Origin of the sequence: Streptomyces sp. NPDC090119 (assembly GCF_044747085.1) — a bacterium.
GTDB lineage: Bacteria > Actinomycetota > Actinomycetes > Streptomycetales > Streptomycetaceae > Streptomyces.
On the sequence record NZ_JBIVDK010000001.1, the window covers coordinates 670,286 to 686,568 of the forward strand.

The window sequence follows — 16,283 nt, forward strand, 5'->3', positions numbered from 1 at the left end:
TCACGCCGTTCCGCATCGACACTCCGGGTGCCCCCACTGGCGCTTGCAGGCGGCGCACGGCTTGTAGTAAAGGTGTTCCCGCAACTGGGCTTCTGTCGCACCGTCGCGCACGTGCCGGGTGAAGGCCCTCGAATTGTGCCGATACAGCACGTCGCCGGGAACGGTCGCCTGGTCCTTGTCCCTCGCCACATTCGCACGGACGACCAGTCCCGCCTGTGGCACGACCACGGACTCCTCAGGTACTTTTTGGTGCGCGGCTGCACCTCCGGGCATAGCGGAAGCAGGGAGGCCAAGACCGAACTCCAGGTCGTAGTACGACGCCGTGACTCGATCGTGCTTCTGGCTTGATGACGCCTCGACCGACAACACCAAGTCGTCGTCGAGAACGACCTTCAGCTCGAGACGCTCGTGCAGTGGCGGCGCGGTCTCGTCGACGCCAAGTGTGATCATTCCCAGCGACGTTCGCCGCTCGCTCGCCTGCGGGTGTGATGACAACGCGGTCGGAGTGGCGATCGGAAATTTCGCCTTTCCATCCGTCGGATCCGCGCAGTACAGGTGGAGGGTTTCGTGCTTGACGTCTCCACCGAGAGGCATTTCGCTGCCCGCAGCGAGGAGTGGCATTAACGACCCGCGGGCGAGCTCGAGTTCGATGGGCTTTGCCAGTCGGAGCCTCTGCCTGTCATGCGCGATCCACGCAGCTCCTTGTGAGATCAACGTGGCACTGTTCGTCGGCACCTCAACTCGGTCCGGACCGAACAGCTCGTGCAGCCGGCTCCGAATCGCGGGCATGGCCGCCATGCCACCGACCACTACGACCAGCGAGACCTGCCCGGGTGCCATCGACAAGCTGCCGAGCAGCGACTCGATCTCATCAATACCTGCCGTCACGAGCGGCCGCGTGATCTCCTCCAGCTCCTGACGAGTGAGCCGGTACTGCAACGTGGCACCTGATTGGAAGTAACTTGGCCGGTAGAACGTCACGTCAACACGGTCAGCCGAGAGCTCGATCTTGTTGCGCTCCGCGTCCTGGAGGAGCCGGAGCTCGGCCTCAGGGATCGCAAGGTCATCGTCAGTGACACTTCCGCGAGCCCGAGCGCGCTTCACGACCTCGTCGCGAATTACCTTGTCGAACTCGTCACCGCCGACCTGGGTCGAGCCACCGTTACGAAGTTGTCGAACCTGGTCTTCGTCGACTCGGCAGAGAGTCAGGTCCAGCGTTCCGCCGCCCCAGTCGACAACCAGGACGTTTCGTCGTGCAAGCCGCCGTGCCAGCTCTTCTGGGTCGATTGCTCCCCGGATGAACCCGTACAGGGCGGCGAGCGGCTCGTGGACGAACTGGGCTATACGCATCCCGGCCCCGGCGAACGCCTCTCGCAGCGCCGCGCGGCGGTGCCCATTCATGGTCACGGGGATCGTGACCACAGCGTTGTCGAGGCTGCCGAGCACCTTCCGCTGCGGACTGCGCAGGGACTCCGACCGGACGTGCCGCACGACGTCCGCAACGATGTCCACGGGGCTCCGGTCGACGCCTCCGACTGCGATCGCCTCCTCGCCGAGGAGGAACTTCGGAGATTTCACCGTGTTGCCGTGCACCCCAATGCCCGCGGCACCCAACGCGTCCTTGGCATCGCGGCCGACGACTACCTGCTCGCCCTCGTACCGGACGATCGAGGGATGTGGCCGGCCAGTCTCGACGTCCATCACGTCGATCACGCGGTCACCAACTACCACCGAAACAAGGCTATTGGTCGTGCCGAAGTCGAACCCGACGATCACGCGAAGCCTCCAGCCGCGTCCTTCAGCTGCTCGACCTCACGCGTGAGGGCAAGCAGAGAACGGTCGAGGAACTCCTCCGCGACGTCGGGCGCACCGTTCCGGAGTGCGTGCAGACCATCGGTAAGCAGATCGATCTCACCCCCGAGACACCGGATGACGCGCGTTCGCAGCGTTTCGTAGTCGTCCGCCATATGGCTCTTGTCGACCACTCTGTTATCGCGCTCGGCCGCGAGCTCCTTCTGCAGTCGCACCACGTCGGCAGAGAACGCGTCGGCGCGAGCCAGCGCAGATTGCTCACGCTCCTCGACGGTCGAAAGCTCATTGCGGAGCCGAGTCTCGCGATTCCGAGCAGCGGCAGCCTCACTCTCGAGATGTGTGACCTGCCGTTCCAAGCGGGCGATCCGGGCGCGGTAGTTCGCGCCAACGATGCCGAGCGCCTTGTGATCGCTGCTTGCCCCGACCTGGCTGGCGGCTCGCTCCAGCCCTGCTGCCTCCGGGGCCTCGTACCTCCAGAGAGAGTCGTACGACGCATCGATGAACTGATCCAGGGTCCACTCACGTTGGAGTGCGCGGAGGAGTCCGTAGCACGCGATTGCATGCCTGACGAGGCGCTCACTGTTTGCGGCTTTGAACTGCTTCGGGGCCGCTCCAAGTTCGTCGACGACCCGCTGAGCCGCGGCACGCACGTGTTCGATCGAGAGCTGCGGATCTTTGCGGGGATCGACCAGCTGGTCCACCCTGCCCCCGAACACCGGGCTGTGGCCCAGTGCGACTACCGCGAGGTCAACGAGCCGGTTCAACGCCGGTGTGAGGCCACCGTCCTCGGCGCGCTTGAGCGGGACCCCTTGGCGCGCCGCGTACTGAAGCAGCTTGAACGGGGCCGACAACGTTGGGTCTGTCGGCGCGAGAGACTCGACCAGCGCACTCTGTGACGCGATGCCCTCATCGGTAATCGCCAGCTTCTTGAGGTCCTCCCTCGAGATCTCAAGCAGTCGAGCTTTCGACTCGTAGGCGAACGTCAGCAACTCCTCGATCGAGGTAATGATCGGCTTCGGTTTCGTCTTGAACTTGCTCCGCTGTGTCCCCTTCTCCGCAGCGGGTGCCGCTGACGCATTGTCAGTAGGCGCGGCCGAGCCGGTGCCATCGCCGGTAGCGGTAGCCGATGCGGGGTCGCTCGGCCCCGACTCCGCGCCGGGCTCTGGAATGGTCTCGTTGCTCAACGTCCTACCTCTTGCAATCGGGTCCGAAATCCTGCGTACCAGGCGCCGGTCTCCTTGGAGTGCCTGAGCGCCTCGCCGTGTCGTGATGCACCATCGATGTCTCCCACAGCGAGCAGCGCCTCAGCCGCGATGAGTCGGACCTTGAATTGGTCCTGGGGCCGGAGCTCGCTCAGCGAGGGCAGTCGCTGGGTGACCATGGATGACTGTGTCCCGTCCAAAGCCGTCGCACCGAGGTCCAGGAGGTCCTCGGTAACGGAATCGCTCAAGGCCCGATCGAAGCTTCCGTGCGACCGGTCGGCCAGGCTTGTCATGAGGAATGCGCCGCCTGCGAGGAGGAATCGGAACCGCGCCGCGACATCGGAGACACGGTGGCTGTTGGTCTTGCGCACCGCAAGTTCGAACTGGTTGTAGTGCAACGCGACCAACCCGCAGATCGCCTCCGCTGCGGGGCGGTCGAAGGTCGACAGCAGAGAGACCGCACTGTTGTACCGCTGCTCGTAGATCGTCGCGCCCGACGCATCTACCCGGCCGGGGTCCTCGACCGCTTCACGCGCGAGTACGCCGTACAGGTACGCCGCCACACCTTCGCGGTATCGGCGGGCCGTCACCCCGCGGCCGGCACGCATGATGAAGGTGTCGATTGCGTTGAGACTCAACTCGCGGCTGGAGATGAGCTTCTCCAAGGCTTGGTCGACAAGGCAGAGGTCCTCTTCCTCGGCAAGGCAGAAATCGAACTCAAACGTCCGCTCCAGCGGGCCATTGGAGACGGCCACTGTCTGGACGCCGACCTTCACCGACGCGAGGAAGCCGGCGGCTTCAGATGTGGAGGTTTCGCGGCCGTTGACGGTGATGGATTCGACATCCGATGTCACCCAATCGGCGGAGCTGCTGGAGCTCGTGACCGTCAAGCGCGTGCGCCCGCACTCTCGCCCCCTGAAGAGGAGGATCGGCCGCTTGGTCGCATGACCGTCGAAGCGGTGTTCTCGGCGGGCGCGCTCGGACGAGAAGACGAGTCCACACTCAGCGCAGGGAAACCGAGGGGGCTTTGGCGGGGCTGGCGGTCCGGCCGAGTCGAGTCCGATCGGCTCATGGAACTCCATGTAGCCGGTGTGCCAGAACCCCACGTACCCCCCCCTGTCACTTGCTGATCCGCGTCCCCTACACCTTCGGAAGGCTAGTCCGAGCGCACGAACTTTGCGAGGTCGCCGGTTGAGTGAGATCGACCTGTGATGGGCTGTCATGTCGCGTTCGTATGGGTGTAGATGCCGGTGGGAGGCCCCTGCACCGTCACAACGGCCGATGATCTGCGGGTACCTGGCCAGCCAGTCCGATGCCATGTGCTTGCTGGTGCGGTCCTGCCAGTCCGGCCGGAAGGCGTACGCGTCTGCCGGGATGTGGGCGGCTTCCGCCAGCAGCAGTTCGTCGTAGGCGTACCGGCATACGACAGTGCGCGGACGGCGCCCGTGCACCTTGACCCGTGCCCGGCCGGTGGGGCCCGCGAAGATGTCCCGCCCCTGAACGTACACAAGATCCTCAACGGCGAGCCCGCAGCCGACACCGAGATGGAGCAGCAGGCAGCACCTGAGGATTCGGGTCTAGGCCAGCTGACTGGCGCAATGTCCGGATTATGCACCGGCCGAGAATCTCGGCCGTCCGTTCGGGAACAGTGATCAGACCCCATTTCGACTCTCACGCCTCCAGCGCGGGCGCTCCGAGTTGATCGAGCATTGACTGGGCTTCGATCTGGATCGCGCTGATTTTGCGGTCCAGGTCGGTACGGAAAGCCCTAGCGTCGCGAACTGACCGGTTCACCTCGTCGATCGCGCGGAGCGCTTTGCCGAACTCGTCGTCGAGTTCAAGACGCACCTGGATAAGCGTCTTGCTCGAGATGTCATCGCACTGCGCAAGGACGCGGCCGACCAGGGCGTTCCGGCGGCGCATCTTTCCTTTCGCAGCATGCACCTCCTGACGCTCCTCTTTGACGACCGCATAGGCTTCAAGGGCAACAGGGAGTACAGCGCCGCCGATTTTGGCAACCTTTCCGATGTTGTTCGCCCAGCGCACGGCCTGGTACGGCTTGAACTTGATGTCGACGAGCTTTCCAGCCTTGTAGACGATCTTGTGCCCCGCGCTGCCTGCCGACTTCTTGATGCCGTCGCCTGCGCCCCAGACTTTCTGGAAGACCTTCAGATGCTCGATCGACTTCGGACCCCAGGCTGGGACGCGGGGTTGCTTCCGACCTGGCTGGCGTGCCAGGCCTGGGTCTACCGGGATGTTCTGCGTCTCGATGTCCCCTTGGACATCAAGGGCGAGCAGCTGGCGGGCGTACGGTGACGCCTCGATCTCCCGTACCTCGGAGGTCAAGTCGGCAAGCTGAGAGGCCAGGACGGCGCGTACCCCGTCCAGGAACCTCTGGTTCGCCGAGCTCAGCTCGTCGTTCAGAGTCACGGAGGCGGTGTCGACCCTAGACCAGTCGTGGTTCGGCGACTCCTGGATCGACTCCACCGTGTCGGCGAGGTGCTCGGCTGCCCGGATACACGCTGTGCGGAACTCGGTTGCCTGCCGTTCGAGGGCCGAGTCCAAGAGCCCCCGGCGCGTTGTGAGCGCACTGCGCTGGCGTGCGAGGACAGTCAAGACTGCTTCCTCGTCGGGGTCGTCTGTGAGCGCGGCGAGTGCCTCGCCCGCGACGAGCGCGACCCGCTGGAGCGCCACACGGAAGCTGGCCAAGTCGCCGCGGGCTCGCGCGATCCGGTTGATCGCGTCCGCGACCTTGTCCATCCGGGACGCCGCGATGCGGCGGGCGGCCCGCGACGGGTCCACCTCTAGCGCTTCCAGGTAGGTTTTGGCGTCGCACTCGACCCATGGCACCTGGTCGGCGAAGCTGCCGAGAGCTTCACGGACCTCGGCCTCCCGCACTCCTTCGGCCGCGCGAAGGCTGCGGCACTTGGTGAGCACCACAAGCAACTGCGGCGCCTTACGCAGATCCTCGGTGACGTGCCGCAGGTGTTCGACCAAGCGATCATCGAACAAGTCAACAGTGACGGTGAACAACACAAGATCTGCGGAGCGTAGGGCCTCCTCCGCGCGTTCGTCGTGCTCCGGCCGACCCGCCTGCACGCCCGGGGTATCGACCAGGTCGACCATGCCGTCCCAGTTGAAGACCTCGACCCTGTCCGTCGTGACCGCCGAGCCCCTCGGAACCTGATACTTGCCGTCCGTGAGTGCCTTGATCAAGGTCGACTTGCCGCTGCTGTACTGCCCGGTGAGGACCATCTGGGGACGATGGTGTTCATCCACTGCCAGCATCCGCTGGAGCCTCGACGCATCATCGGGTCGAAGGTTTCGGATCAGCTCGACGAGCCGCTCCGAGAGGTCGCGCGTCACCGCAGGGGCGGAGTGATACAGAAGGTCATTCATGTTGGCACGCTCCTCGGTGCGCTTGGTCGGACAATCTTCACCGGGGTGCCCAGGTGGTCAGACAGGGTTGCGGACCATGCCTCCAGCACCTGGTTTGGCGCTGGAGCAGTGGTGGTAACGATGGTGCCGTCGGGGCGACAGCGAATGAAGGCCGGTACCCCTTCGGTCAGGCCGAGGACGTATGACATCGCGGACGCGCCCGGCAGGTCAGGTGACGGTGTGCGCCCGAAGGCCAGGAATTCGGGCGAGGACGGCGGGAACAGCTGTGTATCTGCTAGAGCCTCATCAGGCACCTCGACCAAGATGCAGACCCCGGGAAGCCGGGTCACTTTCCCAACGGACGCAGCTAGGCGAGGCCGGCCGTCTACGCGCAGCAGGCAGCGGACCGTCTCGTGGTCGAGGGTGGAGACCGCGGAGTCAATCACCTGCTGCTGACTAGCCAGAAGGTCGGCCACGACCGACGCGGCGGCCTCGGCCTCTGCGCGTCGCACGTGGGAAGTGGTGAGTGTCTCCAGAACCCGCGCGATGGTCTCAGACACCTCGGCCAGCACCTGGGCCTCCAGCTCATTGAGGACCTTGCTGATCTCGGTCCGCAGCAGATCGCGGTTCGCCTCCAAGATTTCCGCTCTGCTCGTGAAAAGTGACTGGACCTTCTTGCGCACCGGAGTGACGAGTAGCGAACCGAGGCTCATGACGACGGCGCCGACGACTGTGCCGGCTGGACCTGCCAAAGAACCCACGTACGCGCCAAGCGCCATGGAGGCGAGCGCTCCGCCTGCCCCAACCGCAACCCCGGCTGCTTTCTGCTTCCACAGCCCCCTGAAGTCACGCATTCCGCTGACCTTAAGGTGCGGGCGGACAGCCGTCGTCCATTCGTGCTCGACGGCGACAGCCACTTCCTCGATCGCTCGCGCGAGGTTGCTGAGCCGTGCTTCCAGCCTCTCGTCGAGTTCGGCGACCAAAGCGGCCTGTTCCGTGTCCCATTGCTCGACGATCTGCGGGCCGAAGTCAGTGACGTTCTGGGACCACCCCTGCCGTCGGCCGACAAGGCGAACAACGTCGTCCTCCATCCTCTGCATGCAGGCATCGACCAGGCGTACGGTCCGTCGTTCCTGGTCTTCGCGCATCCTCCGGCCGACATCGACGATCTCTCGGGTCTCCCGCTCCACAGCGGCGAGAGCTTCGCTCAACGCCTGTGCCTGCGAGCGAACCTCGTCGGCCTCGAGCAGTACCCGCCGGGCGGTGCGGCGCTTGCTGCTTTCCTGTTCCAGGATGGCGAGCAGGGCGCTAAGGCGGCTCGCTTCCCAAAGGTCAGCACCGTAGTCGCCGTCCGCCCGCGCCTGGCGGGCGGCCTCGGCATGGAGCATTACCTCGGCGACGGGGCGTACGGCGGCAGCGGATAGATGGGAACGGATCATCTTGAAGTGACCCTCGTGCTCGGCGAAGACTGAATCCGGGTCCTCCAGGAACTCCTCGTGGTCCAGATCGTCCACGAGTGGTTTGCGGCAGTTCAATGCCACAACGACAGGCTTACCGCGCGATGCCACGGCACGTAGCTCCTGTGCAGTCTTCTCCTGAAAAGAATCGTTGCTCGCAACCCACAGCACGAGGTCGGCACCGGGGACCTCAGCCATCGCTTGGGCGACGTCATCCGTACCGTCCCTGGCACCCACTCCAGGAGTGTCGACGATCTCAACGTCGTGCAGGTCCACCGCCGGGGCCGCGAAGACATCGCGCGAGTACCGCTGCTGGCCGTCCCCAATCCGCTCCACAGACCCGCCGGTGAGCGCCGCAAGGAGAGTACTCTTGCCGGCCATCGTCCGCCCCATCAGGACGATCCTCATCGGCGCGCCGACTGGCGGTGCGTCGGTGACCTCCACTGACGTAAGGAAGTCGACAAACTGCCTAGTCGTCTTCTCCGCCGAGGCCCCGTCCCGAGACAGCCGGTGAACCTCTGCCAGGGTCGCTCGGCAGGCAGCGACTGCCTCCGCATGTGTGGGAGAGGGGTTATCGCAAGGCGGTTCGGGACCACGCAACTGGTCCCGAGCGGCAGGACTCCAGCCGTGCCTGTTCTTGCTCGTCAATCGCCCCCCTTGAAGCGCACCTGTCCCCTCGAAGGGTGTCGTGCCAGCGTCATGTTAGGCCGTATGAAGTGCGGTACTTGCGGTGTCGGGCCTGCCCGGCCGGGTAGGTTCCCGGTTTCGCGGGTGGTGTCAAGGTCGGCCGCTGCGCGGTCGCTTCGCGAGCCTTAACACCGCCCGTTTGAACCGAGAGTGATCGGCCTTCTCTCCGGGCGGGCCCGGGGAGAAGACTGCGGGACCGGGAACGAAAGACCGGGGGCCTTGCGCGCAAGTTACTGCGGATTGCCGCCACGGAGGACCGTGAGCGGTAGTGCCGCAATCGTGGGTACTGCGGTCGGGCTGGACGTTCACTACCGATCGACCGTGGCCTGGGCCCTGGACGGCCTCATCGGCGAGGTCGTCGCCGAACACCTGGTCCCCGACACTGCGGCGGTGGTGGACTGGCTGGAGCGGTTGCCGGGCCCGTGGCCGTGGCCTACGAGGCCGACTCGACAGGGTTCGGCCGGGTAGCTGGTGGAACGCTTTTGAGGATCTTCGTCTTTTCGACTTCGAAGACGGCATCAAAGGACGACCGTACTTGCCGTCGCGGTCGCGAAGCTCCCAGGTCAGGGGGCGCAGGTCGCGGGATCACCGCGACGCTCATGCATGCATGTGCATATTGTTGGGAGGTGATCTTGCGCCCGACGGGATGTTCGTGAGTATTTAGGCACGCTGTGCCTGGCCAGGGGATTTCGTGAACGACCCACTGCGAAGACCCCTGCTGATGCAGGGGTCTTTCTGTTGTCCGGCTCGGCATGCTCTGTCCGGCTCGCCTCTTCATTACTTCGTTTCCCCGGCCTACAGGGTGTCGTCGCGCAGGGCCCTGTCCGCCGCCCGTCCGATGACAGCGGTCGATCCCGCGTCCACAGCTCCGCCGACGAGGCCTCCCAGAATCGGGACACCCTTGGCGAGTGTGATCGCGGCACGCCAGGTCCCATACTTCGCGACGAGGAAGGTTCCGGCCTTCTTGTTGATCGCCCGGATCACTGCGATCGGGATCTTCTTGATCATCTGCTCGCCAAGCTTCTGGCCGACCTTGACGCCGAGGTTTGCCAGGATGTTCTGCGTGCTCATCCCGATCGCGAGCATCATCGCCACAATCCGCAGGTGCGGATCGAGGATGTCCCATCCTCGGAGGTGCGCGACGGCCCCGACCAGCCGCATGTTGATCGCCACGGACGCGGCCAAACGTCCGACACCTCTCGGCAGCCGAAACGGCCATTGCACGCCCCGCACCGATCGACGTGTCCGTGCGCGTGGTGGAGGCCGACCCGGCCGTGACGATCAACGGCGAGCCGCAGGGCGTGGTGACGGGGGGACTTTGGCCAGCGAACCTTCGGCGCCTACTGCTCGTCGTCGTCCGCCACGTCGTTGATCAGCGGAACGAGTAGAGGATGCACCGCGAAGCCGGAGGCGCGGCCCGGCCCGTTCTCATACTCCGCGGTGAGGACCGGCACCGCGGAGTCCGGGACGACTCCCTGTTCCACGAGGTTTCCGGCGATCCGCTTGATCGGTCGGGTGAAGCCCCTCAGGCTGCGGTCGTCGTCGTAGTCACAGATCTCGTACACGGACAGTGCCTCGATACGGCCGTCCATTTCGGCCGCGTGGCGGATGACGTCGACACGATTGCCGTAACCCTCGTACGAGAGGCCGTTGAACAGGGCCTCGATGGCCGCGGCGGTCCAGCCTCCGTGGGACGGCTCGGCCTCGATGCGTTCCACTCGCTCGATGTCTTCCACGGACCCGGCCTGCAGGCTGAGTTGGAGGATGGGAGCGGCGACCTCGAGGAACTGCTTCGGCGACAGCAGGAACAGCCGTCCGCCGCCTCGCCTCCGGAGTTCCGCGGTCAGCTCCGGGCGAGGACCTCGATTGAAACCGTGCTCCTTCCGCCACCAGTCCTCCTTGGCGTCAGCGGTCACGAACAGGACGTCACTGCCGCGTTCGGATGCCGCGCGCAGGAGCTGCTCCCACACGAAGAAGTCACCGACCGCGCCGTCGCCGTCCTTCTTGGCATCCATGTAACCGGGCGGAACACGCTTCTTGACGCGTTCCTTGGCCAGTTCGGTGAGTTCGGTGCGTTCCTCGGGGCTGAAGGGCCTTCCGACCTGGCCGGCCAGCGCATGGTCCAGGCCGGCGATCACCGGATCGGCGCTGGTGTCGTGGGTGATGCTCTGCCATTCACCTTCCCCGACCTCGGTGATCTTCTTCTGTACCTCGTCGAAGACACTCGTCAGCCGGTCGCGGAGATCCGCCAGGTCGTCGTCGCTCAGAGCTACGCGGTTGGCCCAGGTACGCAAGGTTTGTACCGCGGTCCCGGCGTGGCCGCTCATCTCCTGGGCGGCGCCCTTGCTGGTCGATCGCGCGTCGCTGATGACGGTTTCCCGGTTCCGCCAGAACTCGTCGACGACCTGGTGCGGAACCCAGAGGCGGTCGCCGAGAGCGCCAAGTGCTCCGAGCAGGTCCGTGCGCGCCTGCTCCGTATACCGGTAGAGGTTCAGCAGCACGTTCGCGTCGGGGGCGACCAAGCCGTCCGTCAGCACGGCGGTGAAGTCAACTTCCGTCGCGGTCCGGTAGGCCCCGAAGTCATCGAAGAGGCCACGACCGCTTCCCTTGGCCGTCGTGTCGCCCATCACAACCACCCCGTTCACGTCGTGCGCCGGGTCCCCTGTGCCGACGCATCTGAGGGTGACCTTAGCGAGGTGGGTGGCTTGGCGTGGGCGAACGCTGGGAGTCCACCACGAGCACCAAGTCCCGGCCGCCATCGACTCCGGGGCTCGACCCTGTTATCGTCACTTCGACATTAACTGGAGGGGTGGGAACGGCATGGCTGTTTCGGATGTGCTCGGTGGCTTGGTCGCGCCGTTGAACCAGGAGTTGTTCAAGCTCGGTCAGGACGCCGTCACCTGGGCCGAGTTGCTCGGATTCGTCACCGGTGCGGTGTGCGTGTGGCTGTGTGTGCGGGCCAGCGTGTGGAACTTTCCGGTGGGGATCGCCAACAACCTGTTCTTCCTGGTGCTGTTCTGGAGCGCCCGGCTCTACGCGGACGCCTCGCTCCAGGTGGTCTACCTCGTCCTCGCCGCGTACGGCTGGGGCATCTGGCTGCGCGGCGGCGAGCGCCGCTCCCGCAGACGCATGGGCCACGCGTCCCGCTCCACCCTGTACGTCCTGCTCGCCCTGCTGGTGCCGGTCACCTGGGGACTGACCGTGCTGCTGACCCGCGCGCACGACTCCGCGCCCTTCTGGGACGCCCTGACCACGGCACTCTCGCTGGCCGCGCAGTGGCTGCTGAACGCCAAGCAGATCGAGAACTGGTACTTCTGGATCGCCGCCGACCTCGTCTACATCCCGCTGTACTTCAGCAAGGGACTGGACCTCACCGGCATCGTCTACGTGCTCTTCCTGGCCATGTGCGTGGTCGGATGGCGGTCCTGGCGCCGCGAACTGGCGAGCGGCCCCATGGCGGAAGCCGGGCGGACGGTGCCCGCGTGAGCGCCCGCTTCGCCCACGGGCTGGTGATCGGCAAGTTCTACCCGCCGCACTCCGGCCACCACTTCCTGATCCGCTCCGCCGCCGACGCCTGCGACGCCGTCACGGTGGTCGTGATGGCGGCCGCTCAGGAGTCGATCCCGCTGGCGGAGCGCGTCGCCTGGATACGGGAACACTGGGCCGACGATCCGCACGTCGCGATCGTGGGCGTCGTCGACGAGCTGCCGGTCGACTACGAGAGCGAGACGGCCTGGGAGGGGCACGTCGGCCTGATGCGCGAGGCCGTCGCCCTGGGTCCGCACGCGCCCGCGATCGACGCGGTGTTCAGCTCCGAGCCCTACGGCACCGAACTCGCCCGCCGCTTCGGCGCGGCCCCCGTGCTGCTGGACCTCGGCCGCGGCACCTTCGCCGTGTCCGGTACGAAGGTCCGCGCGGACCCCGTGGCCCACTGGGCGGAGATCGAGCCGCCGGTCCGCGCGTGGCTGGCCCGCCGGGTCGTCGTGGTCGGCGCCGAGTCCACCGGCACCACCACCCTCTCCCGCGACCTCGCCGCCGCCCTGCGCACCCGGGGCGGCCCGCACGCGCTCACCCGCTGGGTGCCCGAGTACGGCCGGGAGTTGACCGTCGCCAAGCTCGCCGGCGTCCGCGCCCGCGCTCTGGCGGACCCGGCGATGCCCATGCCCTCCGTGGCGGACCTCGACTGGGACGACGCCGACTTCGAACTCGTCGCCCGCCGCCAGAACCGCACCGAACAGCGGGCCGCCCGCGGCGGCGGGCCCGTGCTCGTGTGCGACACCGACGCCCTGGCCACCACCATCTGGCAGGAGCGCTACCGCGGCCGCACCACCGCCCCGGTTCACGACCTCGCCCGCGCCATGCCCGCACGCGCCCTCTACCTGCTCACCTCCGACAAGGACGTCCCCTTCGACGACGACGGCCTGCGCGACGGCGAACACCTCCGCGGCTGGATGACCGACCGCTTCCGCGAGACCCTCACCACCTCCGGCGTCCCCTGGCAGGAACTCCACGGCGACCGCCGAACCCGCCTGACCGCCGCCCTCACGGCGGTGGACCGCCTGCTGGCCGACGGCTGGCACCTGGCGGACCCCCTCGGCTGACCGGCACACCCGTTCAGGCGTGCGGCCAGACCGTCACGTCCACCATGAGGAAGCCCACCTCGGGCGACGCGGTCGACTTCACCTGGACCACCAGGAGGGCGATGTTGCCCGCGCGGTCCCTGGCGCAGATCTCGCTCCCCGCGGCCACGGCCGCCAGGGACAAGTGGTGGCTGGTGGCGTGCCGGAGTTCGAATTCGCACATGTCGTAGGTGGCGCCCGGCTCGGCGAAGCGCGGGAGGAGCACACTGCTGCGGCTCTCCAGTGAGCACTTCTGCGCGCCGCAGGTGAAGCGGATGTCGCCCTTGCGGTCCTTCCGGAGGTCCGGCTCACCGAGGTCCATGGAGTTCGTCGCGTCCAGGGACTGGAGGGGCTCGGCGATGGGCCGTGGTGTCGCGGGGGTGGTGGGGGAGGGGCGGGGCGAGGCGTCGACCGCGTCGCCCACGGAGCCGGAGCCGGATCCACTGGCGCCCGCCCCCTTTCCCGACGACGCACCGGTACCCGGCCGCTGCGCCCCCGTGGCCGTGGAACCGTGCGACCCCGCCGAGCCGAGCGCCGCCCACACCAGACCCCCCACCAGCGCCAGGGACACCACGGCCCCGAGGGCGCCCGCGATCAGCGCCACCCGCGTCCTGCGGGACATCGGCTCGGCCGGCGGGGGCGCGTAGGGCCAGTGCGCCGAGGTGGGTGGGAGCATCCGGGTCGACGGGCCGAGAGGCACCGGGACCGTCGGCTCGGCTCCCCTGATCTCCCGCCAGACGGAGGGTCCTTCGCCGCCCTCGGGGTCGGGGCCTATGCGTTCCCTGCACCACTGGACGACGTCCGCCAGAGTGGCCCGTTCCTTCGGATCGGCGGCCAGGCAGCGGGCGATCAGCGGGCGCAACTCCTCAGGCAGCACCGAGAGATCGGGCGTGGAGTGGACGATCCGGTACAGCACGGCGGGCAACGAGCCGTCGCCGTACAGCGGTTCACCCAGCAGCGCGAACGCCGCCGTCTGGCCGAGGGCGAAGACGTCCGTCGCGGGAGTGATCTCGCCGCCGGACGCCTGCTCGGGAGCCATGAACACGGGCGTGCCCATGGTGACACCGGTGGCGGTGAACGACGTGGCGTCGGTGGCCAGGGAGATGCCGAAGTCGATGACGCGGGGGCCGTCGGTGGCCAGCAGTACGTTCGACGGCTTGAGGTCCCGGTGCACGATTCCGGCCTCGTGGATCGCCTGGAGCGCCTCGGCCACGCCCGCCATCAGCCACAGCACGGCCGGGACCGGCAGCGGCCCGCGCTCGGCGACCGCGTCCGCCAGGGAGGGCCCCGGAACGTACAGCGTGGCGAGCCAGGGCGGTTCGGCCTCCGGGCCGGCGTCGATCAACTCCGCGGTGTACGCGCCCCGGACGCGGCGGGCGGCCGCGATCTCCCGGCGGAACCGGCGCCGGAAGGCGGGGTCGTCGGCCAGCTCCGACCGGACGACCTTGATCGCCACCGGGCGGCCGCCCCGCGTGTGCGACAGATAGACCCGGCCCATGCCGCCCGCGCCGAGCCTGGCGGCCAGTTGATATCCCCCCACCACGACCGGATCGTCCGCCTGCAACGGCCGGAACGCCTCGCTGGGCGTGTTCATCGACTCTCCCCCCTGCTTCGTCCGGCCCCGGAAACGCGTTCCGGTGCGGAACAGTTGACGGGTGATCTTCTCAGAACGCGAGACCCGCTCACTTACCCGTGCCGCATCCCTTGACGCACCCCCCTCCGGCGGATTAACTCACGTCCTAAATTAAGCCCTGAGGAGCCGACGCGGTTTTCGGGGTTTCTCTCTCCCGGAAAGGGACCGCTGGAGCCATGCGCAGCATCCGAGCCGCGGCCACAGGCGCCGTCGTCATGTCTCTCGCCCTCGCGGCAACGGCGTGCGGAGGAGGTACGGGCAGCGGGGACGGGGCCGGTGGTTCGTCCAAGACGCTGACCTACTGGGCCTCCAACCAGGGCGCCAGTGTCGCCGTGGACAAGCAGGTACTCCAGCCCGAGCTGGACAAGTTCGAGCAGCAGACCGGCATCAAGGTCAAGGTCGAGGTCGTGCCCTGGTCCGACCTGCTCAACCGCATCCTGACCGCCACCACCTCCGGCCAGGGCCCGGACGTGCTGAACATCGGCAACACCTGGAGCGCCTCCCTGCAGGCGACCGGCGCGCTGCTGCCCTGGGACGCCAAGAACTTCGCCAAGATCGGCGGACGGGACCGCTTCGTCGACCCCGCGCTCGGCTCCACCGGCGCCGAGGGCAAGGACCCGGCCGCCGTACCGCTGTACTCGATGTCGTACGCCCTCTACTACAACAAGCAGATCTTCGCCGACGCCGGGATAGCCGGGCCCCCGGCCACCTGGGACGAACTCGTCGCGGACGGCGCCAAGATCAGGGCCAAGGGCAAGTCCGTGCTCGGCGCGGAGGGCTCGAACCTCTCCGAGAACATCCACCACGTCTTCGTCTTCGCCAAGCAGCACGACGCCGACTTCTTCTCCGCCGACGGCAAGCCCGACTTCACCAACCCCAAGGTGGTCGACGCCGTCAAGCAGTACGTCGACCTCATGGCCAAGGACAAGGCCATCCCGCCGGGCAACGCCGAGTACGCGCAGAACCAGTCCGTCAGCGACTTCGCCAAGGGCAAGCAGGCCATGCTGCTCTGGCAGTCCGCCGCCGCCAACCTCAAGTCCCAGGGCATGAAGGACGACGCCTACGGGGTCGCCCCGGTGCCTGTGCAGAAGGGCACCCCCGGCCCCGGCGCCCAGGTCAACTCGATGGCCGCGGGCATCAACATCGCCGTGTTCAAGGACAGCCACAACCTCGACGGCGCCACCGAGTTCGTGAAGTTCATGACCAGCGACGCCGAGCAGAAGATCCTCAACAAGGCGTACAGCTCCATCCCGCCGGTCAAGGCCGCGCAAGGAGACCCGGCGTTCGACGGGCCGTCCACCGCCGTGCTGAAGGACACCCTCGCCAAGAGCGCCGCCGCGCTGCCGCAGGTCGCCACCGAGTCGCAGTTCGAGACGGCTGTCGGCACTGCGGTGAAGGACCTGTTCGCGGACGCCGCCGCCGGGCGCGCGGTCACCACCGACTCCGTGAAGGCCAAGCTGGAGAAGGCCCAGCAGCAGATGCCGGCGGCCTGACG

General features: G+C 67.1%; 12 protein-coding genes. 4 read left to right on the plus strand and 8 right to left on the minus strand.

Annotated features, from left to right (window positions below):
- The 5 genes from ACIPPM_RS02975 to ACIPPM_RS02995 all read right to left on the minus strand — a co-directional run bounded on the left by ACIPPM_RS02975 (position 1) and on the right by ACIPPM_RS02995 (position 8,293).
- Positions 1-1,776 (minus strand): Hsp70 family protein, encoded by a 1,776-nt coding sequence (locus ACIPPM_RS02975; RefSeq protein WP_401442260.1) that lies wholly within the window; start codon positions 1,774-1,776, stop codon positions 1-3.
- Positions 1,773-2,996 carry a hypothetical protein gene (locus ACIPPM_RS02980; protein WP_401442261.1) on the minus strand — a complete coding sequence of 408 codons (1,224 nt, stop codon included), beginning with the start codon at positions 2,994-2,996 and terminating at the stop codon, positions 1,773-1,775. Before ACIPPM_RS02980 ends, ACIPPM_RS02975 begins: the two co-directional genes overlap by 4 nt.
- Positions 2,993-3,904: a hypothetical protein gene (locus ACIPPM_RS02985; RefSeq protein ID WP_401442262.1), complete on the minus strand. Its 912-nt coding sequence runs from the start codon at positions 3,902-3,904 to the stop codon at positions 2,993-2,995. Before ACIPPM_RS02985 ends, ACIPPM_RS02980 begins: the two co-directional genes overlap by 4 nt.
- Positions 3,905-4,685: 781 nt before the next feature.
- Complete coding sequence (locus tag ACIPPM_RS02990; RefSeq protein ID WP_401442263.1) at positions 4,686-6,413, minus strand: GTPase; 1,728 nt, start codon at positions 6,411-6,413, stop codon at positions 4,686-4,688.
- Positions 6,410-8,293: a GTPase gene (locus ACIPPM_RS02995; protein WP_401442264.1), complete on the minus strand. Its 1,884-nt coding sequence runs from the start codon at positions 8,291-8,293 to the stop codon at positions 6,410-6,412. Before ACIPPM_RS02995 ends, ACIPPM_RS02990 begins: the two co-directional genes overlap by 4 nt.
- Before the next feature lie 564 nt (positions 8,294-8,857).
- On the opposite strand from ACIPPM_RS02995, the gene ACIPPM_RS03000 reads away from it, so the two are divergent.
- Positions 8,858-9,004 (plus strand): hypothetical protein, encoded by a 147-nt coding sequence (locus ACIPPM_RS03000; protein ID WP_401442265.1) that lies wholly within the window; start codon positions 8,858-8,860, stop codon positions 9,002-9,004.
- Between the two features lie 327 nt (positions 9,005-9,331).
- On the opposite strand, the gene ACIPPM_RS03005 is transcribed toward ACIPPM_RS03000, so the two are convergent.
- Positions 9,332-9,709, minus strand: coding sequence for a hypothetical protein (locus tag ACIPPM_RS03005; RefSeq protein ID WP_401442267.1), 378 nt, complete (start codon positions 9,707-9,709; stop codon positions 9,332-9,334).
- 167 nt (positions 9,710-9,876) lie between these two features.
- Complete coding sequence (locus ACIPPM_RS03010; RefSeq protein WP_401442268.1) at positions 9,877-11,295, minus strand: PIN domain-containing protein; 1,419 nt, start codon at positions 11,293-11,295, stop codon at positions 9,877-9,879.
- 61 nt (positions 11,296-11,356) lie between these two features.
- Between ACIPPM_RS03010 and pnuC the strand changes: the two genes are divergently transcribed.
- Together pnuC and ACIPPM_RS03020 are read left to right on the plus strand one after the other, a co-directional pair.
- Entirely contained in the window at positions 11,357-12,022 is a 666-nt protein-coding gene (gene pnuC, locus ACIPPM_RS03015; protein WP_401442270.1) for a nicotinamide riboside transporter PnuC, read from the plus strand.
- Positions 12,019-13,137 carry an AAA family ATPase gene (locus ACIPPM_RS03020; RefSeq protein ID WP_401442272.1) on the plus strand — a complete coding sequence of 373 codons (1,119 nt, stop codon included), beginning with the start codon at positions 12,019-12,021 and terminating at the stop codon, positions 13,135-13,137. Before pnuC ends, ACIPPM_RS03020 begins: the two co-directional genes overlap by 4 nt.
- A gap of 13 nt (positions 13,138-13,150) precedes the next feature.
- Here the strand turns inward: ACIPPM_RS03020 and ACIPPM_RS03025 are convergent, their stop codons facing one another.
- Entirely contained in the window at positions 13,151-14,749 is a 1,599-nt protein-coding gene (locus ACIPPM_RS03025; RefSeq protein WP_401442274.1) for a protein kinase, read from the minus strand.
- Between the two features lie 215 nt (positions 14,750-14,964).
- Between ACIPPM_RS03025 and ACIPPM_RS03030 the strand changes: the two genes are divergently transcribed.
- Positions 14,965-16,281 (plus strand): ABC transporter substrate-binding protein, encoded by a 1,317-nt coding sequence (locus ACIPPM_RS03030; RefSeq protein ID WP_401442275.1) that lies wholly within the window; start codon positions 14,965-14,967, stop codon positions 16,279-16,281.
- Positions 16,282-16,283: the final 2 nt, after the last annotated feature.